Raw genomic sequence first — 23,779 nt, 5'->3', positions numbered from 1 at the left:
ATTGTGCTATAAATTTAAAAGAAAGCGCTTACAATAATTGTGTTGAAGCGTTTTTTTAATTTAATTATGGAGGAATAGCACATGAGTTCATCTGTTCAGAATTCGTTTTTATTCAAAATATCGATTTTATCGATATCTTTGGTTTTGACGGTCACAACCGCTGTATCAACTGCTTTACCAGCTATGATTGCAACTTTCAAGCAATATCCATCAACTCAGGTAGAGATGTTAACGACACTACCGACCATTTCTTTATTGCTGACAGTTTTAGCCAGTTCGTGGATTATTAAGCGACTTGGTGCGAGACGGACTACGTTAATCGGGTTGATAATTGCGCTATTAGCAGGTTTAGTCCCCGTATTCATTAACGATTACGTGATTGTCTTTATTTCCCGTCTACTACTAGGTGTTGGTGTTGGATTATTTAACAACTTGGCTTATAGTCTAATCATGGCTGTCTATGAAGGCGAAGAAAGACAAACGATGTTGGGCTTCCAGTCCGCTGTGGGGACAGTTGGCAATGCGTTAGCATCTTTTGTAGTTGGCCTATTAATTAGTAGTGGCTGGCAAGTTGCCTTTAATGTCAATTGGTTGTTTGTGATTCCGCTTGTCTTATTTGGCTTGTTTGCTACAAAAATTGACCAATTTACGAATCCGGTGGTGACTGAGACAGGTGATACGGCACCAATTAAAGCAAAAGAAACCACAAATATGGCAGTTGTTGGTTATGTGCTACTTATTGCAACTTTCTTTGCTTTTTACTTTGGACTATTACTGAAATTAGCAGGTTTTCTAGTGGAACAGCACTTGGGAACGGCTGCAGTTGCAGCAACGCAATTAAGCGTCATGTCTTTAATTGGTCTATTACCCAGTCTATTATATGGGCAAATCTATAAACATCTACGCCGCTTGACTATTCCAATTGGTTTAATCATAACAGGACTCGGTATCGGTATCATCGCTACTGCGGGTACACTTACTATGACCTGGATAGGCATTGTCATATCTGGTTTTGGCTTACCAATTGTGATGCCAGCTATTTTTGGTAAAGTCGCTGAAGTACAACCAGAAGGTTCTTCTAATCTATCGTCTGCTTTGATGCTGGTTGGCATAAATGTGGCAGTTTTTCTGTCACCGCAGGTGTTGGCAGTGACGACACAGATAATTGGCCAGACGAGCAATAAAGCGACTATGTTAGTATCAACCGTCATGTTGTTTGTCTTGGGCGCAATCCAATTGGTAATGGCTACAACTAAGAAACAGCCAATAAAGAATAGGAGCGAAATGAAATCATGATAACGTTTAAAGCAATTAAAGATAATGGTAGTGGGAATATTATCAAGCTGGTCCCTAATGAAAAACATGGTGGTGTTTTAGATCCGCGTGCGCGGGAGGAATTATTAGCTTCGCAACATGGTAATTCAACATCGGAAGAGACTAGCGATATACCAGATATTGCAACCCTACGTGATATGATGGGATGGCCGAATGCAAAAGATATTGCGACGCATGATCTAACGATAACTAATACAGCAACGGATTACGGCGTTCAATTACGCACGTACGTTAAGACAGCCTTGCTAGACAAACAATTACCAGTTATTTTCTTTTATCATGGTGGTGGTTTCTTTGGGGGTTCATTAGACAATGTTGATATGCCGGCGCGTGCACTAGCTGATTTAGCTGATGTTTTGGTTGTGTCGGTTGATTGGGCTTTGGCACCCGAACATCCCTATCCGGAAGGATTTATTGAGGCTTATCAAACGATAATTTGGGTCTTAAATCAAAGTGGCTGGTCAATTGATAAACATAAAGTTACGGTATTGGGTGATTCAGCAGGGGGCGGGTTTGTCTACGGTTTGGGCTTGCTAGACCGCGCATTTGGTGTTAATGCGATTACTAAATTGGTCGCTTTTTATCCAGTAACCTATCAGGCACACGATACGCATTTTGAAAAATGGTTTAGTGACACAACACGTTATCCTGTAGCAGATGATGACCGTGAATTATTATTACCTTATCTGACTGGATTTTTTGGTGGTGAGGGGTTGATTGATCAGCTATATATTCAAGAAAACGATGCGAATAGTATCTATCTTTCACCTTTCCTAGCCAACGATAGGCAACTAGCAGAACTACCTGAATCGTTAACAATTATTGGCGAGTATGATCCATTACGTTTTCAAGGAGAAGCTTTTGTTGAAAAGGTACGTTTAAGTGGTGGACAGGCAAATTATGTACGCTACAATGGCATGACCCATGCCTTTATGGATAAAGTTGGTGATTTTCCGCAAGCCGATGATGCGTTGCGTGAAGCAGCTAGCTTTGCTGCTAAATAAGGAGGCGCAAAATGAATCGTAATTATCTATCAATTGACATAGGCGGTACAAATTTAAAATATGGCATAATCGATCGGGCAGGTCGTTTAATTGAAAAGCATAGTGTTACGACAGAAGCAACGGACCGTGAGGTTTTTTTAGCACAACTGAGTGCCATTGTTACGCAGTATAGGGATCAAATCAAGGGTGTTGGCATTAGTGTACCAGGGACAGTCAAACATCCGGATGATACGATTTGTGGTGGAGGGGCACTCCGCTTTTTAGACCAAGTGAATTTAGCAACAGTATTAAATTTACCTGTGCCAGTGAGTGTTGAAAATGATGGGAAAGCTGCCGCTTTAGCGGAACTGTGGTTAGGGCATTTAAAAGGTGTTGAAAATGGCGCAGCGGTTGTTTTAGGAACAGGTGTTGGTGGGGGATTAATTTTCAATCGGCAACTCTATTCGGGAACACATTTTCAAGCAGGAGAATTGAGCTTTTTGTTTGATACGCGTAATCTTGGTGATATTCATCATTCGATTGGTTGGCGTGGTAGCGCTGTGCACATGATTGAGCGCGTAGCCTCGGCACTTAATTTGGCAGATCAGCACGATGGATATGCTGTTTTTGAAGCAATTAACAAGCGAGATAAAATTGCTTGGCCGCTATTTGAAGATTATGCTAAAGAGATAGCGCACTTGATTTATAATTTGCAGACTATTATTGACGTTGATCGCATTGTTATTGGTGGCGGGATAAGTGCCCAAAAAATAGTCACGGAGACAATACAAAGCGCTTATGATGAAATGTTTCATAGTAATGAGATGGTCGCAGCTGTTCTAACACCAGCAGAGATAAAGGCAAGCAAGTTTGCCAATGATGCCAATTTATATGGTGCGATTTATCATCTATTGTTGAAGATCAATGCAGAAGTATAGGTTCATGAAATGACCAAAGATATGATAAAAACTGACCTTTTTTATTAAAGAAAACGCTTACAATTGTATTATTAAATAAAGGAGTCGATATGATGACGAAAAAAGGTTTACAATTACCGTCAGATTTTTTGTGGGGTGGCGCTATTGCTGCACATCAGGCAGAAGGCTATTGGGATGCTGATGGTAAAGGTGTTTCGATTGCTGACGTATTAACGGCAGGATCACATGAAAAGCCTCGTGAGATTACTGATGGCGTCTTACCAGACAAAAACTATCCAAATCATCATGGTATCTATTTCTATAAAACATATAAGGAAGACTTGGCTTTGATGGCGGAAATGGGCTTCAAAGCATTTAGAACTTCTATTGCTTGGACACGTATTTTTCCAAACGGTGATGATGCTGAACCTAATGAGGCAGGTTTAAAATTTTATGATGATATGTTTGATACCATGCATGAATTAGGTATCGAGCCAGTTATCACGCTAAATCATTTTGAAATGCCTTATCATCTAGTTACCGCATATGGTGGTTGGCAAAATCGACAGGTGATTGACTTTTTTGAAAAGTATGCGCGTGTGGTGTTTGAACGTTATCGCAACAAAGTAACTTATTGGATTACGCATAACGAAATTTCGAACCAAGCGAATCAAGCAGAAATAAATGGCTTTTCTGATTTTCTGGTTTGGACCAATTCTGGTTTGAAATTTGATGCAGAGACAACAGTCTCAGAACGTCAAGCAGCGATGTACCAGGCCGCACATAATGAGTTGGTGGCTAGCGCACGTGCTGTTCGCATAGGTCATGAGATTAATCCTGATTTTCAGATTGGGGCGATGCTGAATGTTGGCAGCTTGTATCCAGCTTCCACAAAGCCGGCTGATCAGCTGGCAGTGCAAAAAGCGCGGCAACAGCGTGACTGGTTCAGTGATGTTCACATCCGTGGCGCTTATCCAAACGAAATGGAAAAGCTTTTTGAACGTACGGGTTGGCGATCAGATGTTACGGATCAAGATTTTATTGATTTGGCCTCTGGTACGGTAGATTATTTGAGTATTTCATATTATGCTTCTTCTGTGATTCGTGCCAAGCAGGATGATGACTCGGAATTGGACGAGGCAGCGAACTGGGAAACGGTGCCAAATACCAATATTAAAGCCAGTGATTGGGGTTGGTCAATTGATCCACAGGGGTTACGCTATACCTTAAATGAATTGAATGATTTGTATCCCGACCTTCCCATCATGATTGTTGAAAATGGATTTGGTGCCTACGATGAACTGGTTGAGGCAAATGGTCAGCCTACGGTTAATGATGATTATCGTATCGCTTACTTGGCAGCCCATATTGCCGAGGTTGAAAAGGCAATTGTTCATGATGGTATTCCAGTTATTGGCTATCTGTCATGGGGACCGATTGACATTGTGTCGGCTGGTACTGGTGAAATGAAGAAGCGCTATGGTTACGTATATGTTGACTTAGATGATTTTGGTGAAGGTAGCGCTAAGCGATACAAAAAAGCGAGTTTCAAGTGGTATCAAGAGTTGATTGCCAGCGGTGGAACGAGACTGTAGATGAATAGGTTATCAACTATATAAATATATTGCAAGCGTTTACATTATTGTGTATAATGAAGACACAGAAATGGATTGTTACCGTAAAAACGGGCAAAACCAGATAATGTTGCTATCATCTTTGTGAGGTGATTGTGTCGTTATTTGGTTTTTTGTTTGAGTTGAGGCAGAGTGACTATGCTAGTTAAGAAAATTTTTAATAATAATGTTTTGCTGGCAGAAGATGGTGATCAGGAAATTGTTGTCATTGGTCGGGGTGTCGGTTTTCAGCAGAAAATTGGCCAAGTGGTTGCGCAACAGAAAATTGAAAAATGTTATTACCCAAAAGACCAAAGGTGGACCACATTATTTAATGAGTTAACATCAGCGATAGCATTTGAATATATTGAGATTGCTTCACATATTATCGCTACTGCTGAAGCACGGCTAGATACTGATTTTGATGATTATCTGTTAATCGGATTGGCCGATCATATCCAATTCGCTGTTGCGCGTCAACTGAAAGCATTGCCCATCAAAAATGAACTCTTATGGGAAACAAAACATTTTTATCCAGAAGAATATATGATTGGTGAAGAAGCTGTTGCATACATTGCGGCACAACTTAATGTGACTTTAGCCGATGATGAAGTTGGTTTTATTGCCTTAAAGTTCATTGAAAAACGTGCTGGACCGGAAATCAGTGAGCGTGCAACTAGCTTGACAAAGTTAATTGAAGGGGTGTTAACCATTGTGCGGCATGAACTATCGCCAAAAATTGATTACTCCGCACTCAATTATCAACGCTTAGTGGTGCATCTCAGGTTCTTGCTGGATCGCTTACTATCAGATGAGTATGAGAATAATGCCGATAACCCTTTTGATCAGGTCATGATGCAGCATTTTGAACAGCGTTACACGAAAGCATATCGCTGTGCCGAAGATATTATTCGTTATATTGAACATGAGACCCATCGTGGGGCACAGACCAGTGAACGTATTTATCTCACCATGCACTTGCAACGATTATTGGAACATATGAATTAATTATGGGATTGTTACTATAAATTTAGGCAAAACCCAAAAGTTAGTCACTGAGGTGATAACTTTTGGGTTTTTATTTTTTGAAAAGAGGTCGAACCATGAATTACGAAACATTGGCAAAAGATATTTTAGGTCTTGTTGGTGGGAAAGCAAATATTAACGAGGCCTGGCATTGCGCTACACGCTTACGGTTTAAGTTAAAAGATGAGAACAAAGCACAAACAGCAGAGATTGAAGCGCTACCTGGTGTGGTGACCGTTGTGAAATCTGCTGGACAATATCAAGTGGTTATTGGCAATTCGGTAGCGAAAGTGTTTGAACCATTGGCAGCCGCAGCGGGACTAGAACACTTAGATAACCAAACTCATGCTCCTAGTGACAAGCCTAAAGAAAATATCGTTAATCGCTTTATCAGCTTTATTTCAAGCGTTTTCACGCCTTTCTTAGGTGCAATGGCTGGTACCGGTGTATTGAAAGGGCTATTAGCACTACTAGTGGCTATAGGTTGGCTAGATAAAACAAGTGGTACTTATCAAATTTGGTATGCTGCAGGCGATGCCTTCTTCTTTTTCTTACCTATTTGGTTGGCATTTACAGCTGCCAAGCAACTGAAAGTGAATCAATACGTTGCTGGTGCCCTGGCTGGTGCGTTACTTTATCCTAGTCTAGCAACAGTACTAACTGGGACAAAACCACTAGACTTTTTAGGTATTCGTGTCATTGGCACAACGTACAGTTCAAGTGTTATTCCAATTTTATTAGCTGTGTGGCTATTGTCGTATTTGCAACCAGCACTGGATCGGGCATTTCATGAATCGATTCTTAATATTCTAACACCATTGGTCAGTTTGCTAATCATGGTACCCTTAACACTATTGGTGGTTGGGCCATTAGGCACAAGTGTCGGCACAGTGTTATCATCAGGAGTTGAAAGTATTTACAATGTTGCGCCTTATGTAGCTGGTGCTGTGATGGGAGCCATGTGGCAAGTCTTTGTTATCTTTGGTGTGCATTGGACGTTTGTACCTGTGATGACAAATAATATTGGTCAATTAGGTCATGACTACATGCTACCAATGTTAAGTGTCGCTGTGTTATCACAAGCTGGTGCAACGCTTGGTGTTTTCTTAAAGACAAAAGATAAGAAAATGAAGGCATTAGCCGGGTTTGCGGTTCTAACTGGTATTTTAGGTATTACTGAGCCAGCTATTTACGGTGTGACATTGAAGCTTAAAAAGCCGTTCATTTTTGCTACAATCGCTGGCGGTATTGGTGGCGCTATTGCTGGCGGTGGTGGTGCACAGGCCAGTGCCTTTACACTCCCAAGCCTGTTAGCTTTACCAACATATTTAGGAAAAGGATTCATGAGTGTTGTAGTTGGTATCATCGTTGCCTTTGTACTGGCGGCAGTGCTAACGTATTGGTTTGGTGTACCCAGTGCATCATTAGAAAAAACAACACAAAAAGTTTCATCAGTCGAAGAAGAAGTTATGGCACCAGTAAGTGGCACAATTGTACCACTATCAACTGTGAAAGATGAAGTATTTGCTAGTGGTGCGATGGGCAGAGGTATTGCCATCGTGCCAGAAGCTGACACACTGGTATCACCAATTAAGGGTAAGGTTGTAGCAGTTTATCCAAGTAAACACGCGATTGGCTTAATTTCAGATGATGGCTTAGAAATCTTATTGCACGTCGGTATTGACACGGTTCAACTCAATGGTGAGCACTTTGAACAATTTGTGAAACAAGACCAACAAGTTGACGTGGGCGATAAGTTATTAGTGTTTGATCGTGAAGCCATTCAATCGGCTGGTTATGATATCACCGTTATGATGATTATTACGAATGCTGAAAATTATAATATACGGGAAACCGAGGACACAGCAACAAATGGTAACTGGTTACTTGCTGTGGCGCCACAATAAAAATAAGTTTGAGATAAAAAATGATGTGATATCATTTTTTTATTAGTTGTAAATTATATCGTATGCGATATAATTATAAACAACACATTAAAAAAGGAAATAGTATGGCAAAAGAGCAACATCTGTATGACGAATTATGTTTATCATTTTATAATACGAATCGTTATTTTCACCGTTTGTATGATCGCATATTGGATAAATATGATTTATCTTACCTACAATATATGAGTTTATTATTGATTCATCAGCAAGGGCAATTAAAATTGATGGATATCGGCCTCGCACTAGATTTATCGAGCAATACACTGACGCCAGTCATTGAAAAGTTAGTTCGTAAAGATTGGTTGGTTAAGCAATCCAATGTTGCAGATAAGCGTATCAAAATGCTGGCTATGACGGAACATAAAGTAGCTTTGTTTAACAAGATATTGAGCGACGTCGAAATCATGCGACATGAATTGTTGTCACTTAGCGGCCGACCGTTGGCAGAAGTACTTCATGAAAATCAACAATTAAATGATATGTTAAAGCGTATGTTAGCTGAAAAGGAAGAGAAATGATGTATGATATTATTTTTATTGGTAGTGGCCACGCTGCTTGGCATGGCGCACAAACTTTAGCACGCGCTGGTAAAAAAGTTGCGCTGATTGAGGAAAATAAGGTTGCTGGCACATGCACAAATTTTGGTTGTAACGCTAAAATATTGTTAGATGGCCCAGCTGAAATGATTCATCATTTGCATCACTATCATGGTGTTGGTATTAATGATACACCAGATATTATTTGGCCAGAACTGATGGCTTACAAGCATCAAGTGATCGACCCCTTGTCAGACGCCTTAGCGCGCATGTTATCTGTCGATGGTATTGATATCATTGCTGGCCATGCGCAGTTTGTTGACACACAGACGATTTCAGTGGGCCAGACGACCTACACGGCGGCTCAGTTTGTTATTGCAACCGGCCAAAAACCAGCCAAACTACCGATTCCGGGTGCTGAATTAACGCACGATAGTACGGATTTCTTGGATTTGCCTGACATGCCCAAGTCGATGGTATTCATTGGTGCTGGTTATATTGCAATGGAATTTGCATCAATTGCACATGCTGCAGGAAGTCAAGTGACGTTAATTGAATATGGGGGTAGTGCACTCAATGGTTTTGATAAGCTATATGCTGAGACAGTTGTCGCAGATATGCGAGCCAAAGGCATCACATTTGCTTTTAATCAGGCCGTTTCTGAAGTCAAAGCACTGGATGATGGGCAATATGTTATCGAAACAAGTCAGGGAACGCGTTTCCAAGCAGACTATGTCATGGATACAACTGGCCGCACAGCCAATATTGATCAGCTAGGCTTAGACAGCATTGGTGTCGCATATGACCGTCAAGGCGTCTTGGTTAATGACCATTTGCAAACAACTGTACCTAACATCTATGCTAGTGGGGATGTGATTTCTAAGTCAATTGCGCGTCTAACGCCAACAGCAACTTTTGAATCACATTACATTGCTAAAGTGCTCCTAGGGGAAAAAGCGCCTATTCGATACCCTGTTGTGCCAACGATTGCCTTTACGTTACCTCGTGTTGCCCAAGTTGGTGTGACATCTCAAGAGGCTACAATGCGTGATGATTTGCAAGTCATCGAAATTCCTTATGGGCAAATGATGCGCTTCCAAACGTTAAACGATAGTCAAGCAGCGCTGAAGATTGTTGTCAATACTGAGAAAAAACTCGTTGGTGCCGCAATGATTGGGGATTTTGCCCCAGAAATTGTGAATGCTTTAGTACCAGTTATCAACAAGCAATATACACGTGATGATATTCAATCACAAATTTTTGCTTTTCCAGCACATACTGGTGTTGTGTTACCAATGATTGCAAACTATTTAGATTAAATGGAGAATAATGATGAAAGCAGCTATTATTAATGCTTACGGTGGCAGTGAACAACTTGTTATCGCTGAGCAAGCAATACCTCATATTCAGCAAGACGAAGTGCTGGTTGAAAATATGGCTACCAGTATTAACCCCATTGACTATAAAGCGCGCCAAGGTTTGATGCAGGGGATGTTTCAATGGCAGTTCCCTGTGACTTTAGGATGGGATATTGCTGGCAGAATTGTGGCCGTTGGCCAGGATGTGACGAATTTTAAGGTTGGCGATGCTGTTTTTGCTCGACCAGATATTGATCCGACTGGTCGAAATGGGTCATACGCGGAATACACCGTGGTGAAAGCCGACAAATTAGCCTTTAAACCAGAAAATATTACTTTTAATCAAGCCGCTGCAGTACCATTAGCAGCCCTAACAGCGCTACAAATGTTGGAAAAACTACAAGTTAAAGCAGGGCACAAGGTGTTAATACAAGCTGGCGCTGGTGGCGTTGGTATTTATGCCATTCAACTCGCCAAGTTAATGGGGACTTATGTAGCAACAACAGCGAGTCAAGCTAATCACGATTTTGTTGCGTCACTGGGGGCAGATCAAGTGATTGATTACCACGCATACCAAATACAGGATGTTTTGTCTGATTACGATGCTGTATTTGATATGGTTGGGGACATCGATAATGGTATTCATATTTTAAAAGATGGCGGCCATTTGGTGACAATTTCTGCGCAGTTAACGGCTCAACAACAGCAGACACCTAACAAAACAATTACAACCGGTTGGTTGGATACTAATGGTAAAGATTTAACCACACTCGCTGATTATATTACAAAAAATCAATTACAAATTGTGGTCGATAGTATTTATCCGCTAACAACAGAAGGTATGCGTGCAGCTCATCAGCGTAGCGAAACACATCATGCGCGTGGTAAGATTGTGGTAGAAATAAAGAAAGAGACAGTATAAAATGATCGCACAAATTATTACCGGGTTAGTTGCTATTGAAGCAATCATTATCATGATGATAGAAATGTTTGGCTCAGTTGCACAGCAAGCTAAGTCGTTTGAATTAGAACCAGCTGTTTTAAAAATGCCAGAAGTGAAGGTGTTATTAGCTAATCAGGGAATATACAACGGTTTATTCGGAGTACTCATATTGGTGACCATGTTTTTCATTCATGGTCCGCAACAAGTGCTGATGTTACAATTTGAAATGCTCTATATCTTAATTGCAGCGATATATGGCAGCATAACATCAGCTCGGAAAATTCTTGTGGTACAAGGATTACCGGCGTTGGTTGCTTTAATTGCCTTATACTTCTTAAATTAAAAAAGCCCACTCTTAATTGAGTAGGCTTTTTTTAGTTAAGCGACTGAGACAAAGTAACCTTGGTCATCGAAAATGTATGTTCGATTATTAACGATGATATGAGCTGATTTAGTTTGTACGCCTGTTATTTCATCAAAATGTTGTAGCTTATTATTAACAACTTTAAATCCTTTGACGAGTTGATAATTACTATCCGTTAAATACCATTGGCCTTGATAGGTAAAGTAGTCATTAAATACTGCCGAACCATCAGTGGCATTCATATAATAACTCACGTTCGTGATAGGATCAGTCACAAATTGACCTTTCACTTGCCGACCATTAGCTTGGAAATATTTCAAATTACCATTAATGTTTACCAAACCAGTGTCTGCTGGACCTTGAGTGCTTAAATGTAACCATTGGCCATCTAGTGTTTGATAGTATTGATTGGTCAACATGTTGCCCGTATTGTCAAAGACAAAAATCTTGTCACCAATTTGTTGCATACCTGTCGTTATAGCGCCAGTTAGTGGGTTAGTATATAATACGTGATTTTGTATCGTAATAAAATCACCCTTACTTTGATGACCATCGGCGTAGAAATAATTTTGAACACCATTGATTGTTTGCAAACCAGTCAAGGCAATGCCATCATTACCCAAATAGAACCACTGACCTTGACTATTTTGTGCAAATCTTTGTGTCGCCACGTTGCCGTTACCAGCTTCTAAGTAGAAAACGTGACCATCAGTGTCTGATACAAATTGCCCTTTGACTTGTGTGCCGTTCTTGTAGAAGTATTGCTTATGACCATCGATTTCAGTGAAGCCAGAAGTGACCATTGTGCCATCATTCTGGAAGTAATAGGCGGTACCGGTTTGGTCAGTAATGTATTGATTAAATACTTGACGCCCTTTTTGGTCAAAATAAATCGTTGAACCGTCAGCATTCTGTAAGAAAGATTGAACGAGTTCAATACCGTTTGGTAGGAAGAAATAGTGATGGTTATTAATATTCTGGAAGCCAGTAACGAGATGGCCGGTGCTATCAAAGTAATAATAATTGCCATTATCATCTTGTATAAAGGTGTTTCGAGCTAGATAGCCACTCAATGTGTAGTAGACCATACCAATGTTATCGCGGACAAATCCTGTTTCAGATAAGTCATCTGTTAACTGTTTTGGTAAGAAGTCACGATTATTATTGTTTGATGTAACCTTATAGTATTGATCGGTACCACTGTCTTTTAAGACATAGCCAGCCCCTTTGCCTTGAATATTTGAGCCATTAAAGTATTTACCAGACCATTCTGTTATTTTCTGACTAGGATCCATAGGTAGCCCTGTAGAAATTTGTTTTGTTTCGAAAAGTGCTGGATATTTTTTCTGGATATCAGATAAGAAGGCACCGCCATACTGTGCTTGGTATTTACCACCACCACGACTTTGTATGACATATAGTGACTGATCAATATCTGAGTTAGTGTCTTTATCACCATAAGAGTTTGTTCGTGTGACAGTCGCTAATTCTTGACCCGGTAAATTATAAATTTGGTCGGGTACCCAGTCAGCGATTGCTTGGATGCCATTTGCGTGCAGAGCCTTGATGGCATCGCGTAACTGGTCAACTGTGCCATATTTTGTTGGTGTACCGTAGCCCAAATCATAACGATCTGTAAAGGCATAACCATTTTGGATAATTGAATCTAAGAAACTGGTATCGGTGCTTGAACGATATTGTGGTGCCAACTGGAAACTTGTGATACCCCAATCTTTGAATAACTGACCATTTTTTGCAATGACAGCATTTGTATAGTCTTCAGTGTTTGTGGCAAAAGCTTGGAAATTTGAAAAACCTTCGTAAATAACCTGAGAATCTAAAGCAGCATTTGAGTGGAAGGTTTTGCCATCATGATGGGCTGTGTCGTCAGACAAAGTACGCGCGTCTTGATGGCTGTCAGCCCCAACAGGCACCCAAACAGCTAAGAAGCCAGAGACTTGCGGGTTACGGACACCATAGATTTCAGTATTATCAAAAATTAAATCGCCCTGATCATTGGTGTACTTTACTGGGGCGTTGTCATTATCATAATAAGACAAATTGTCAGCAGTTGTCCCTAATAATAATCTGAATGCTTGATTTTTGTGAGCGGCACCCATGTGTAATGTCACCGTGTCGCCTGATTTTAAGGCCAGATTTTCTTTATTACTGACAATCACACCAATACCTTGTGTTCGTGTGTCTGCATTACCGCTATCTGTCACACTCATGGCACCTTTACCATAACGAACATTTGTCAGGATATCGTTTTGATCAACAGCCATTGACTGACCACCAGCAACATATTTGATACGTGACTTTAGCAAGCCGTTGATGGCATCAAAATAAGGGGACTTATTTGCCATATATTGACCATCATCGGTGTATAAATCACCATAATAAACGCGCGGTACTGTATCTTTATTAGTTAACAGCATCGCATAGGCGCTAGGCATGTTGTATTGTGTATATTTCTTATCCGCCTGTTTTTCATCGTTATTATAAACTTTAAAGGCTTCGGCTAGCTGGTCTGCTGTTGGTGCCAAACTATTTTTTACGTCGGGATGTAACTCAGAAATAATTTGAGCAATGACTGTTTGTACTTCACTATCGTGTGCGCGAACAAAGCTGTAATTTGGAATGGCAGTGTTTTCGGTACTATCGTGATTGCGATTGACGAGGTAATAGTCCATGAAGCGTTGCATGGTACCACGCATACGCATATCTTTAGTCAACGACCAGATTAACTGGGTATGCATGTAATCATCCATTGTGAGTTGATTATTACCAAAATCCTTCACGTATTCAGGGTCGTTATGGCTCCAATCTTCAAGAATTGAAAGATGTTGATTTGCTGTTGCGTCATTTTTATCAACACCATAAGCAGCTTTGAAATAATCTGCTGCAATCTGGAGCAAATCAGCGTCAACATTATCGACAGCATCGACACGTATCCCATCAAAATTAGCAGCAGAATCGTTTGCTGTAATGCTACCAAAATTCATCAAATAGTGTAACCAATTTAACTGCTCAGCTTGCACAACAGGATTAGAGTTGTCTACATCATTAGCGAGTAAGAGTTCAAAACCACCCTTAGATTGATCAATTGTATATTTTGGCACACCTGTCTGGTTTGTTGGTGTGCGATTTAATAGTCTGAAATTAGAGTTAGTATCTGGTGTCAATGGACTGTTGACGAAAGTCAAAGCGCCGTTTTGTAAATGATCATTTTTGGGATCTTCACTCGACATGTTCCATTGTGGCTGTGTACGAATGAAATCATCAATGGCTGTTTTAAGCCATGCTGTACTATTAGCCACACCGATTTTTGTTTCAATTGCTTGTTGGACTGTTGTGCAAGCAATATTCAACATGGCTTGATTGTCTTTTAGCGAGAACATCTGACGATTGTCAATGAGTCCCATTTGAGACATGTAGTTTAGGTAATTTACTTGTGTTTGCTTGCTAGGCCACCAAACTGACACAATGGGCCGGAAGTCATTAGCTGTTGTTGCTTCCCAGTGTTGACCATTTCTTAAAACATCTTTAGGGCGATACCATGAAGAAGCGGTCAAATAACCATTAAAATTGTCGAAATCAGCGCTATCGGTGCTGTGAACGGCATTATGTGCTGTATAGTCTGTTGTCTGAGAAGTTAAACCTTCTTTGATTTGTGAGTCGGTTGTTGATACCTCTTGTCCTGATTCTTGATCAAAATAGCGTACTTGACCGTCAATGACACCGGTAAATCCTTTTTTTAGTTGTCCCAAACTATCGAAGTAATAATTGTGCCCATTAATGGCCTTTAGACCAATAGTTGCTTGTCCTTTATCGTCAAAATAATAAGTTTTGCCATCTGGCGCTGTATAGAAATCAGCAAAAACTTGTTCACCGTTGTCATTGAAGGCTAATGTTTGTGAGCCAATTTGTTGTATCCCGGTTACTGCGTTACCGGAGTTAGAATCGAGATAGTATGTTTTACTGTTATCAGTAACGAATTGGCCTTTTGCCTGCACGCCATTGTTGTCAAAATACTGCTTGTGGTTGTCAACAGTAGTCAACCCCTTAGCAAGTGTGTTATCACTGGTTACATAGTACCATTTACCATCTTTTTCCAGATAACCAGTTTTTTGATTAGCTGTTGGCGTAACAGTCGGCAACTGCTTGGTGAGATTATCTATCGAATCCTTGTTAGTGTTGTTTGCCGTTTCAGCTTGCTTTTGCGTATCAGTCGTTGTGTCTGATGCTTTTACTTTTTCTGCTTGGGTGGCATTTGCGGCGATTTGTTGTGTTGTTTGGTCATTTTTGACAGGTGTCGTTTGTTTGTCAACGACAGTATCGTGTTGATTGGTTGTATTCGAATTATTGGAGACAGTAACTGACTTATCCGTCACTGTGTTTGTGCTATCTGCATTAACATTTTGTGAAGTAGCGGTCATAGACAGCATAATTGTCGATAAAATGAGTCCCCCAATAACCCAACTCTTACCAGACTTGTAGAGCTTTTTTCGTACATTTCTCTCTTTAATCAAAACATTCTCTCCTCCATTTGTGATTATTCTTTGAAACAAATGAATTATAAGCTATAAAATTACGAACGTATATCATTTCACAAACGATTAACAATTCTTTAACATATAAAATAAACAATATTTATAAAGTGATAAAATAATGGGTCGCTCGCTTTTTTAGTTGATAAGAGCGCTATATCATAGGATTCTTCTTAATATGTTTTATGTAATTTATATGATAAAATGTGTAGTGTTAGTGTCGTTTTTTACTGCAATGTGTGGATTTTGGGAGGACCTATGTGGACGGTAATAATTAGTACCTTGATATTATCGACAATGGTTATTGGCTTAGGCATCAAACTATTGACAATTTTAAATTTTCTGGAGAGACCTAATACGTTGGTTTGGCAATTGATTACGGTTGTGGTGTTTTTGCCATCAATATATAGCTTATTATCTGTCTCTAAACTAGTATTTGGTAATATCTATTTATATTATTTACTCGCTATTTTGGTGTTTTATTATATCAGTCCGGCCATTGGTAGTCTGTATTTTGTTTTAACACCTATTGTCATCATACTGTATTTGGACATGATACTTCAAAAACCATTACCTATCGATATACCTTTATTAGTGTTTGCTAGTGGTTTTTTAAATTATGGTGCGACGTGGTTGATTAGTTTTCTCAAAAAACCAGCAATAGTTAAAGTGAGTTTAGCTGCAGTGGTGATGTTAGTCTTAGAAAGATTGTTTGGTTATTTTTTGCCGGCATATGGCTTGCATACGGCACAGGGTATCTTCATTGCCACTATGTCAGCAATATTTTTTATAATTGCAGTTGATCGTTTTAATCGCTCATTGATTGAGCGCAAGGAAGATGTTGACGACTTGACATTACAGGCAAATAAGGATGAATTAACGCAGTTTTATAACTTATATCATTTAAATAAAGATTTTAGTTCACGACAGCTGAACCGACAAACATTAGCTATCGCAGTGATTGATTTAGATTACTTCAAGACAGTGAATGATCAACATGGGCATAGTATGGGGAACCAAGTTTTGGTGACTTTTTCTCAACATCTACATCAATGTTTAACGCGAGAGCTAGGAGAAAATAATTTTGAGCTGTATCGGTATGGTGGCGAAGAGTTTGTCGTAACAATTAAGACATTGAAAGAGAAGAGCATGGAAGCGCTCTTTGATATTTTGTAGACTTCAATCAGCAATGTTGATATTGCATCACTTGATCAAAAACTTAGTTTTTCGGCCGGGATTGCTTACTTGGCAAATCATGATTTCGATCCAGTTAAAACCTTTGATATTGCGGATAAATTACTATATGTTGCGAAAACTTCTGGTCGAGAACAAACACGGATTGAAGTCGAAAATATCTTATAATGGTTGGACAATTGATAGGGAATTAAAATTCATCGTATAAATAATGGCTAGTTGGTATATAATCTAAAAGTATTCAATAATTGAAAAATAGATGTATTTTAGCAATAATACATGTTTCACTTATTTGTCATTTGGTGGTTGGATGTTTTAAAGCAACGTAAAGCGCATACGCGCGAAGACAAATAGTACATGCAGCACACAATAACCTTCCCAATTGAAAGGCGATGCGTTTTATGGAAAATAAGCTTTATTTTACGACACAACCCGTTGTGGTGCTAGATGATTATCGCCAGTTTAAAGTTGGATTTTATGAGCTTTTATTGCGTGATAGCACGACGAACCGTTTCCCAGGACAGGCTTTTTTTGATGCGATTTCTGAAGAAAATGGGAACGAAGAGTTCTTAGATTTTTCAGAGCAACAAATCAGAGTGGTACTGCAGCAGCATGATAACAGTGATATATCAATTAATCTCGAGACAATCCAACTAGGATACGAGAGAACTTATCGCTTTTTGGAAGATGTGAAAGATATTGCCAATCACGTCATACTAGAAATTACGGAGCGTGAGTATAGTGGTCAGGATCATGCGCTGATACAGTTTATTCGTTATGCTAAGCGGCAAGGATTCCGTATTTTATTGGATGATGTTGATACGCATAAGCATATTAACAGTTGCGTCATGAGCCGCTTAGGTATTGATGGGGTTAAATTTTCACATCAAATGGTCCAGCAGTTGCCATTCCAAGAAGTTAAACAGCGACTAGAACAGTTTCAAGAAGAGCATCAAGATGATGATGTAGTGATGATTGTTGAGGGTGTGAATGATCAACGACAATTAGAAAAATTATTTGATGTTGGCATTAGCTATCAACAAGGCTTCTTTTTTAGCCCACCAAACAATTTGGGCAGATAATCAATTAAGAAATGAGGCATCTCAAGGATGAGATTCAATTTATTACGAGAGAATGAAGAGAGACCAAATTGGCAACAGCCAGAAAATATTGTCCTGGCGTTATCGACAATTTTTTTAGGGGTTATTGTAGGCTTTAGTTCTTTGTTACTGTCATTGCTGTTAGAAGTAGTAGAACATTTTTTTCTTCATTATGAAGAAACAGCAAAAATACCAGCACCAATTAATACGTTACCAATAGATCGCTTAATTTCTGTGGTAATCGGGGGTGTTATTGCGGCTCTGATTTGGTGGGGGTTAAGAACAAAAACAGTCCCAACTGTTAGTATCAAAAAAGCTTTGTCCGGTGAACGAATGCCTTTTTGGCAGACAACCTTACATGTCATGACACAAATTTTTTATGTTGGGGCTGGGGGATCAATTGGTCGTGAATTAGCGCCGCGAGAAGCGGGCGCACTTTTAGCACAAAAGTGGGAAAATCTGTTAGAAAAATGGCATTTCCCCAAACTTTCAGCAGATGATCGCCGACTGTTAATGACTGCTGCTGCTGGTGCAGGTTTTGCTGGTATATACATTTCACCCATTACGGGGATGTTTTTCTCTGTTGAGGTGTTGTTAAAAAAAATGACATTGCGTACTGTTGGTGTGAGTTTAACCATGTCAACCATTGCAATGCTAATTGGTTCACTTGTTAAAGGTTTTCAGCCGTATTATATATTACATGATATGACGTTTACCCTAACTAGTTTTATTTTTATTTTGATTTTAGCGCCTTTGACTGGTTTAGCCGGTGGTTTTTTCCGTCGTTTTTTTCAGTGGGCTGAAAAAAATCAGACTAAATCAAAAAGTATTTTGTGGCAGTTACCAGCCATAGCGCTCATGACCGGCTTGGTTGCCTATTTTTTCCCTGAAATCATGGGAAATGGCCGGTCGTTGGCGCAATTCGCAATTAATAGTCAACAAATGCATCTGGTTGTTGTGCTTGTGTGTGGCGCATTATTGAAAGTAATCATTACTGTGTTAACTATTCGAGCTGGTGCTGCTGGGGGTACGTTAACACCATCAATTGCAGTAGGCAGTGCCTTGGGTGCTGTGTTAGTACTACTTCTCAGTTTTTTTCTACCGGGTGTTTCAGTGGGACAAGGCGCTATTTTAGGCGCAGGTACGTTATTGGCAGCTTCTCAGCAAGCGCCTTTTATGGCAATGTTCATGTTAATTGAGATTACCCATTTAAATTATTCAGCATTATTACCTTTGGCTTTGGGGATTATCATATCAAGCGCAGTGTCTAGGAAAGTGCTGTCTAAATCATGACGCAACTGGGTAAAAGATTGATATAACAATATCTATACTTATCTTTAAACGTAATAGCAACTAATCTGTGCGCACAGTTTAGTTGCTAATTGCGTTTTTTTGATTATTTATTGCTAGTTTTTTGAGATTGAATAGCTGATAATAAAGATAACAAAAGGAAATGAGAGGTGAGATGATGACGATTCTATTGCCGACACAATTAAAAAGAATGCGCACAGAACGTGGTTTATCACAAGAGGATATTGCTAATCAACTATTTGTCTCTCGGCAAGCAATTTCTAGATGGGAATCCGGTGATGCCACACCGGATTTAACAAATTTAGTGAAATTAGCTGAGATTTTAGAGACATCATTAGATTCTGTGGTACTTGGTACGGTTCAACAAGAAGAGACATCAGTTGATGTAGATAAAATCGACAAACACGAGTTTATGTTTGACCCAAGAACTGGTAAATATATACGGCGACGTATGAATTTCTGGCAATTTTTAGCGAGTTATTGGTGGATTTTCTTGATTTTGGGTGGTTTTCTAAGTAGTTTACTATTGGATATGTTAAAACTATTGAAATAAAAAAGAAGTGATAATCAAAGACTACACTTCTTTTTTATTTTATAGGTTTGCTTCAAGCGTGATTATATTATTTTCAGAGTCTTTGATTTTAAAAGCAACTTTTTGTCCAAAACGTTGTGCTGGCGTACCAATAATATCAACAAAATTATTACGTAAATGTTTACGTAATTCATCTGCATGATCACGCACAAGTAATTCAAGGTTGGCAGTGGGTTCACCGACCACAAAGATAATATCCTCGCCGTCCAACATTAAATGACGACCACTTTGATGACCAGATTGTGGTAAATCAAAAACATCACGCCAAAAGCGATAGGCACGATTGATATCAGTTGCTGGAATTGTTTTAATGTTTAATTTACGTGGTTTCATAATACTTATAAGTATAGCGGAATCGTGTTAATTTTCAACTGATGTTAAATAACAAAGGATCCATTACCACAGACATATAATTTATGGTAAACTTAAACTTATGGCATTATTAGAAGTAAGTGGCCTTTCAATGGCCTACGCAGAAAAAACTTTATACGAAGACGCAGCCTTCGAATTACAACAGAATGAACATATGGGCATTGTTGGACAAAATGGGGCGGGTAAGTCAACACTTATCAAAATCATTACAGGCCAAGAACTACCATTGTCTGGTAAGATTGAATGGCAAAAGGGTCTGAAAATTGGTTACTTGGATCAATATGCAGAAATACCAGATGGGATGAATTTGGTAGCTTTTTTGCATACTGCTTACCAAGACTTATATGACAAGCAGGATCGCATCACTGCGCTTTACAATGAGTACGCTGAATCCATGAATGACAAATTGTTGACGCGTGCAGGTCGTATGCAAGAAGAACTCGATGCCGCAGGATTTTATGATGTTGATACGCAGATTGAACGCGTTATTTCTGGTCTTGGGTTGGAGGCCATTGGCCGGGACCGAGAACTCGAGCAAATGTCTGGCGGACAACGTGCAAAAGTGATTTTGGCTAAGTTGTTATTAGAAAACGATGATGTCATCATTCTTGATGAGCCAACCAACTATCTGGATGTGGCACATATTACCTGGCTGGAAGATTTCTTGCAGACATATGAAGGCGCTGCTTTAATTATCTCGCACGATTTTGACTTTCTGGATAAAGTAACTAACGCAATTATTGATTTGTCCTTTGGAAAAATCACCAAGTACCGTGGCTCATTTAAAAAGGCGATGCGCCAAAAAGAGGAGCGCGCAGAGCAACAATTACGCCAGTATGAAAAACAGCAGGGTGAAATTGAAAAGGCGCAGAAGTTTATTGCTAAAAACAAAGCGCGTGCGTCAACGTCCAAACAAGCTAAGTCACGAGAAAAGATGCTGGCACGAATGGATAAAATCGATCCACCATCAGAGACGTTGCAAGCGAAGTTTAATTTTCCTTATGTCAATTCGCAATCAGCTAATGCATTAACCGTTAGTGATCTATCTGTTGGTTATGTGACACCTGTTCTAGAGCCGGTGACTTTCTCCATTACGACCGGCCAAAAAATTGTTTTCAAGGGTTTTAATGGTGCTGGTAAATCAACATTAATTAAATCCATTTTGGGTGTTATTCCAGCATTACATGGTGAAGCAGAGTTTTCACCATCTGCTATTGTTAACTACTTTGATCAAGATTTAGAATGGGATAACGATGCTAAAACGCCACTGCAAGAGATGCAAGATCGCTTCCCAACTTTAGAACCCAAAGCACTGCGTACACGTCTTGCTGCGGCGGGTATTAATGCAGAAAATGCACAAAAACCATTACAACAACTATCTGGTGGTGAACAAACAAAGGTTAAATTGGCAATTATGGAGATGAAACCAAGTAACTTCTTAATTCTTGATGAACCAACAAACCACTTAGACGAAGGAACAAAAAACGCCTTGCGCTCAGCTATTGATAAATTTCCGGGAAATGTTATTATTGTTTCCCACGAAGTCAGCTTTACTAAAGGCTTTGGTGATCGCGAATTAAACGTCGCTGCGTTATCCTTTAAGAACGAAACGGATTAAGATAAGTAAGTATATCCATCAGCAATGGTTAATTGGTGGTGCAGTTATAATAAAAGGTTGGGAAAGGCTACTAATAAAGCCGTTCTCGACCTTTTTATTACGAGCAGTTAGAATCTGTCTATCAGGGAACCGGAATTGTGAGATAGTGTGGCATTTTTTATGAAGATTAGAATTATTGGTCCAGTTGGGAGTGGTAAAACCACTTTTGCCAATGCATTAAGTAAGCAAACAGGCATCCCTGTTACTGCGTTGGATACGTTAAATTGGCATCGAATGGTAACTGGGGATGTTCATAAAACGCCAGCTGAAAGACAAACAGAATTAAATCATGTCTTACGCCAAAACCATTGGATTATTGAAGGCACTCAATACCGTCATGGGCAAGCCGTGTTTGGCGCAGCTGATATTATTTATGTCTTGGATGTGCCATTGTGGCTGAATATTTTTCGGCTTATCACGCGTTGGCTAGATACCCGCATGAATCATGGTCCCAGACAATACCAACAGATATGGCCTTATGTCAAGTGGCTCAAACAGTGGTATCGATACGATAAATTGGCTGTTTTGGCATTGTTAACCCCTTACCGTGATAAAGTGAAGATAGTAAAAGCATTTGACAAAATAAAAACATTAGAATAAAATAAAAACAATGAGAAAATCATAGAGGTTGCCATAGACATGAGTCGCACGTGGAGTATTGATAGATACAATGAAACGTGTCAAAGGGAATATGGCCGAAGCGCTGATACTATCATATCAGTTAGCTGGGGTACTAGTTAATAGCTATTACACTGTCGCATATGCGGGGTGCTATGACGGAAACGAGTTTTTAGTGTAATCCGTGACTGCTATCCCCCAGCAGAAGCGGATTTTTATTTTATGAGAAAAGAGTGTGAATCATGGTAGAGGCGATTACGCGTCCGACGCAAATTGAAATATCTCAAAAAGCTTTAAAAAACAATGTCGCTGTTGTCAAACGTGTTTCGGGTGCAGAAAAAATTTTCTTAGCCGTTAAATCAAATGCCTATGGGTTAGGTTTAATTCCAACAGCTAAAGCAGCAGTTGCTGGTGGTGTGTATGGTTTAGCTGTTGCAATTATTGACGAAGCACTAGCACTGCGCCACGAACGCATCACTGCACCAATACTAATTTTGGGTATTTCACCCGCCGAGTATGCTGAACTAATGGCAGTGCAACATATTATGGCAACTGTTGTCTCACTTGATTGGTTACAAGAAGCAGCACAGTATCTCACCGGTGAACAGCGATTACATGTTTCCTTAGGTGTCGATACAGGGATGGGGAGAATTGGTTTTAGAGACCGACAATCATTGTCTGAGGCAATTGACTATGTGCAGGCTCATCGAGATATATTTGATTATGTGGGACTGGCCACACATTTTGCCGAATCAGATTCGGCTGATACAGACTATTTTAATATGCAACTTCAGCGTTGGCATAAGTTGACAGATGGTTTACCAGAACCAGAATATTATCACGTCGCCAACTCTGGTGCAGCAATGTATCATGCTAATGAAGTACCACATGAGGTTATTCGTGTTGGAACCGTACTGTATGGTGTCGAACCATCAAGAGGTGAATTGTGGGATGGCCGAGAACTGGCCCCAGTGATGGCGTTGCGTAGTGAAATGAACTTTGTGAAAGAATTACCAGCCGGCGAAGGCATTAGTTATTCACACAAGTACACCACCTCTGAAAATGAATGGATTGGGACTGTCCCAATTGGCTATGGTGATGGCTGGTTACGCAAAATGACTGGTTTTCATGTCATTGTTGATGGGCAATATGCGCCGATTGTTGGTCAAGTTGCAATGGATCAATTGATGATTCGTTTACCACATGAGTATCCAGTTGGTACAAAAGTGACATTAATTGGAAAAGATGGTGGGTTAGAAAACACAATTGAAGATGTCGCACAGCATGCAGATCTGGCACCGTGGGAAATCATGACCGGAATGCAAGATCGGTTACATCGTATTTTAGTAGACTAGATGAGA

The 23,779-nt window shown here is 39.7% G+C and carries 19 protein-coding genes and 1 riboswitch; of the genes, 17 read left to right on the top strand and 2 right to left on the bottom strand.

Annotation, left to right across the window (positions count from 1 at the left end; translation table 11 throughout):
• Nucleotides 1-81: 81 nt before the first annotated feature.
• The 10 genes from FAZ25_RS02520 to FAZ25_RS02475 all read left to right on the top strand — a co-directional run bounded on the left by FAZ25_RS02520 (nt 82) and on the right by FAZ25_RS02475 (nt 11,003).
• Nucleotides 82-1,296, top strand: coding sequence for an MFS transporter (locus FAZ25_RS02520; RefSeq protein ID WP_004904579.1), 1,215 nt, complete (start codon nt 82-84; stop codon nt 1,294-1,296).
• Complete coding sequence (locus FAZ25_RS02515) at nt 1,293-2,339, top strand: alpha/beta hydrolase fold domain-containing protein (protein WP_004908572.1); 1,047 nt, start codon at nt 1,293-1,295, stop codon at nt 2,337-2,339. Before FAZ25_RS02520 ends, FAZ25_RS02515 begins: the two co-directional genes overlap by 4 nt.
• A gap of 11 nt (nt 2,340-2,350) precedes the next feature.
• Nucleotides 2,351-3,256 (top strand): ROK family protein, encoded by a 906-nt coding sequence (locus FAZ25_RS02510; RefSeq protein ID WP_100665115.1) that lies wholly within the window; start codon nt 2,351-2,353, stop codon nt 3,254-3,256.
• An 89-nt stretch (nt 3,257-3,345) separates the two neighbouring features.
• Nucleotides 3,346-4,830, top strand: coding sequence for a 6-phospho-beta-glucosidase (locus tag FAZ25_RS02505; RefSeq protein ID WP_085699391.1), 1,485 nt, complete (start codon nt 3,346-3,348; stop codon nt 4,828-4,830).
• Nucleotides 4,831-5,007: 177 nt separating this feature from the next.
• Nucleotides 5,008-5,856, top strand: coding sequence for a PRD domain-containing protein (locus FAZ25_RS02500; protein WP_004899646.1), 849 nt, complete (start codon nt 5,008-5,010; stop codon nt 5,854-5,856).
• A 95-nt stretch (nt 5,857-5,951) separates the two neighbouring features.
• Nucleotides 5,952-7,781 carry a beta-glucoside-specific PTS transporter subunit IIABC gene (locus tag FAZ25_RS02495; protein WP_146972581.1) on the top strand — a complete coding sequence of 610 codons (1,830 nt, stop codon included), beginning with the start codon at nt 5,952-5,954 and terminating at the stop codon, nt 7,779-7,781.
• Nucleotides 7,782-7,885: 104 nt separating this feature from the next.
• Complete coding sequence (locus FAZ25_RS02490; protein WP_004908556.1) at nt 7,886-8,341, top strand: MarR family winged helix-turn-helix transcriptional regulator; 456 nt, start codon at nt 7,886-7,888, stop codon at nt 8,339-8,341.
• Nucleotides 8,338-9,678, top strand: a complete 1,341-nt coding sequence (locus FAZ25_RS02485) for an NAD(P)/FAD-dependent oxidoreductase (RefSeq protein ID WP_040189750.1) — start codon at nt 8,338-8,340, stop codon at nt 9,676-9,678. Before FAZ25_RS02490 ends, FAZ25_RS02485 begins: the two co-directional genes overlap by 4 nt.
• A gap of 13 nt (nt 9,679-9,691) precedes the next feature.
• The gene (locus tag FAZ25_RS02480; protein ID WP_048801846.1) at nt 9,692-10,639 is read left to right on the top strand and encodes an NADP-dependent oxidoreductase; all 948 of its coding nucleotides are present in this window, start codon (nt 9,692-9,694) and stop codon (nt 10,637-10,639) included.
• A 1-nt stretch (nt 10,640) separates the two neighbouring features.
• Nucleotides 10,641-11,003 carry a DUF1304 domain-containing protein gene (locus FAZ25_RS02475; protein ID WP_004904553.1) on the top strand — a complete coding sequence of 121 codons (363 nt, stop codon included), beginning with the start codon at nt 10,641-10,643 and terminating at the stop codon, nt 11,001-11,003.
• 35 nt (nt 11,004-11,038) lie between these two features.
• Here the strand turns inward: FAZ25_RS02475 and FAZ25_RS02470 are convergent, their stop codons facing one another.
• Complete coding sequence (locus FAZ25_RS02470; RefSeq protein WP_048801845.1) at nt 11,039-15,556, bottom strand: glycoside hydrolase family 70 protein; 4,518 nt, start codon at nt 15,554-15,556, stop codon at nt 11,039-11,041.
• A 276-nt stretch (nt 15,557-15,832) separates the two neighbouring features.
• On the opposite strand from FAZ25_RS02470, the gene FAZ25_RS02465 reads away from it, so the two are divergent.
• The 4 genes from FAZ25_RS02465 to FAZ25_RS02450 all read left to right on the top strand — a co-directional run bounded on the left by FAZ25_RS02465 (nt 15,833) and on the right by FAZ25_RS02450 (nt 19,732).
• Entirely contained in the window at nt 15,833-16,750 is a 918-nt protein-coding gene (locus FAZ25_RS02465) for a GGDEF domain-containing protein (protein WP_227005674.1), read from the top strand.
• 419 nt (nt 16,751-17,169) lie between these two features.
• Nucleotides 17,170-17,850 carry an EAL domain-containing protein gene (locus FAZ25_RS02460; protein ID WP_040189754.1) on the top strand — a complete coding sequence of 227 codons (681 nt, stop codon included), beginning with the start codon at nt 17,170-17,172 and terminating at the stop codon, nt 17,848-17,850.
• A 27-nt stretch (nt 17,851-17,877) separates the two neighbouring features.
• Nucleotides 17,878-19,161: a chloride channel protein gene (locus FAZ25_RS02455; RefSeq protein WP_004908538.1), complete on the top strand. Its 1,284-nt coding sequence runs from the start codon at nt 17,878-17,880 to the stop codon at nt 19,159-19,161.
• A 172-nt stretch (nt 19,162-19,333) separates the two neighbouring features.
• Nucleotides 19,334-19,732, top strand: coding sequence for a helix-turn-helix transcriptional regulator (locus FAZ25_RS02450; RefSeq protein ID WP_192269771.1), 399 nt, complete (start codon nt 19,334-19,336; stop codon nt 19,730-19,732).
• A gap of 39 nt (nt 19,733-19,771) precedes the next feature.
• Here the strand turns inward: FAZ25_RS02450 and FAZ25_RS02445 are convergent, their stop codons facing one another.
• Entirely contained in the window at nt 19,772-20,104 is a 333-nt protein-coding gene (locus tag FAZ25_RS02445) for a VOC family protein (RefSeq protein WP_040189756.1), read from the bottom strand.
• A 100-nt stretch (nt 20,105-20,204) separates the two neighbouring features.
• Here FAZ25_RS02445 and FAZ25_RS02440 point away from each other — a divergent pair, with 100 nt between their 5' ends.
• The 3 genes from FAZ25_RS02440 to alr all read left to right on the top strand — a co-directional run bounded on the left by FAZ25_RS02440 (nt 20,205) and on the right by alr (nt 23,773).
• Entirely contained in the window at nt 20,205-21,761 is a 1,557-nt protein-coding gene (locus FAZ25_RS02440; RefSeq protein WP_004899624.1) for an ABC-F family ATP-binding cassette domain-containing protein, read from the top strand.
• 159 nt (nt 21,762-21,920) lie between these two features.
• Nucleotides 21,921-22,400, top strand: coding sequence for an isopentenyl transferase family protein (locus tag FAZ25_RS02435; protein WP_004908529.1), 480 nt, complete (start codon nt 21,921-21,923; stop codon nt 22,398-22,400).
• 14 nt (nt 22,401-22,414) lie between these two features.
• Nucleotides 22,415-22,582, top strand: a riboswitch (Lysine riboswitch).
• Between the two features lie 78 nt (nt 22,583-22,660).
• Nucleotides 22,661-23,773: an alanine racemase gene (gene alr, locus FAZ25_RS02430; RefSeq protein WP_004899619.1), complete on the top strand. Its 1,113-nt coding sequence runs from the start codon at nt 22,661-22,663 to the stop codon at nt 23,771-23,773.
• Nucleotides 23,774-23,779: the final 6 nt, after the last annotated feature.

Origin of the sequence: Leuconostoc sp. LN180020, assembly GCF_014844115.1 — a bacterium.
Classification (GTDB): Bacteria; Bacillota; Bacilli; order Lactobacillales; family Lactobacillaceae; genus Leuconostoc; species Leuconostoc citreum.
Note: the sequence above shows the minus strand (reverse complement) of the source record. Positions and strands in the feature narration are given on the sequence as shown.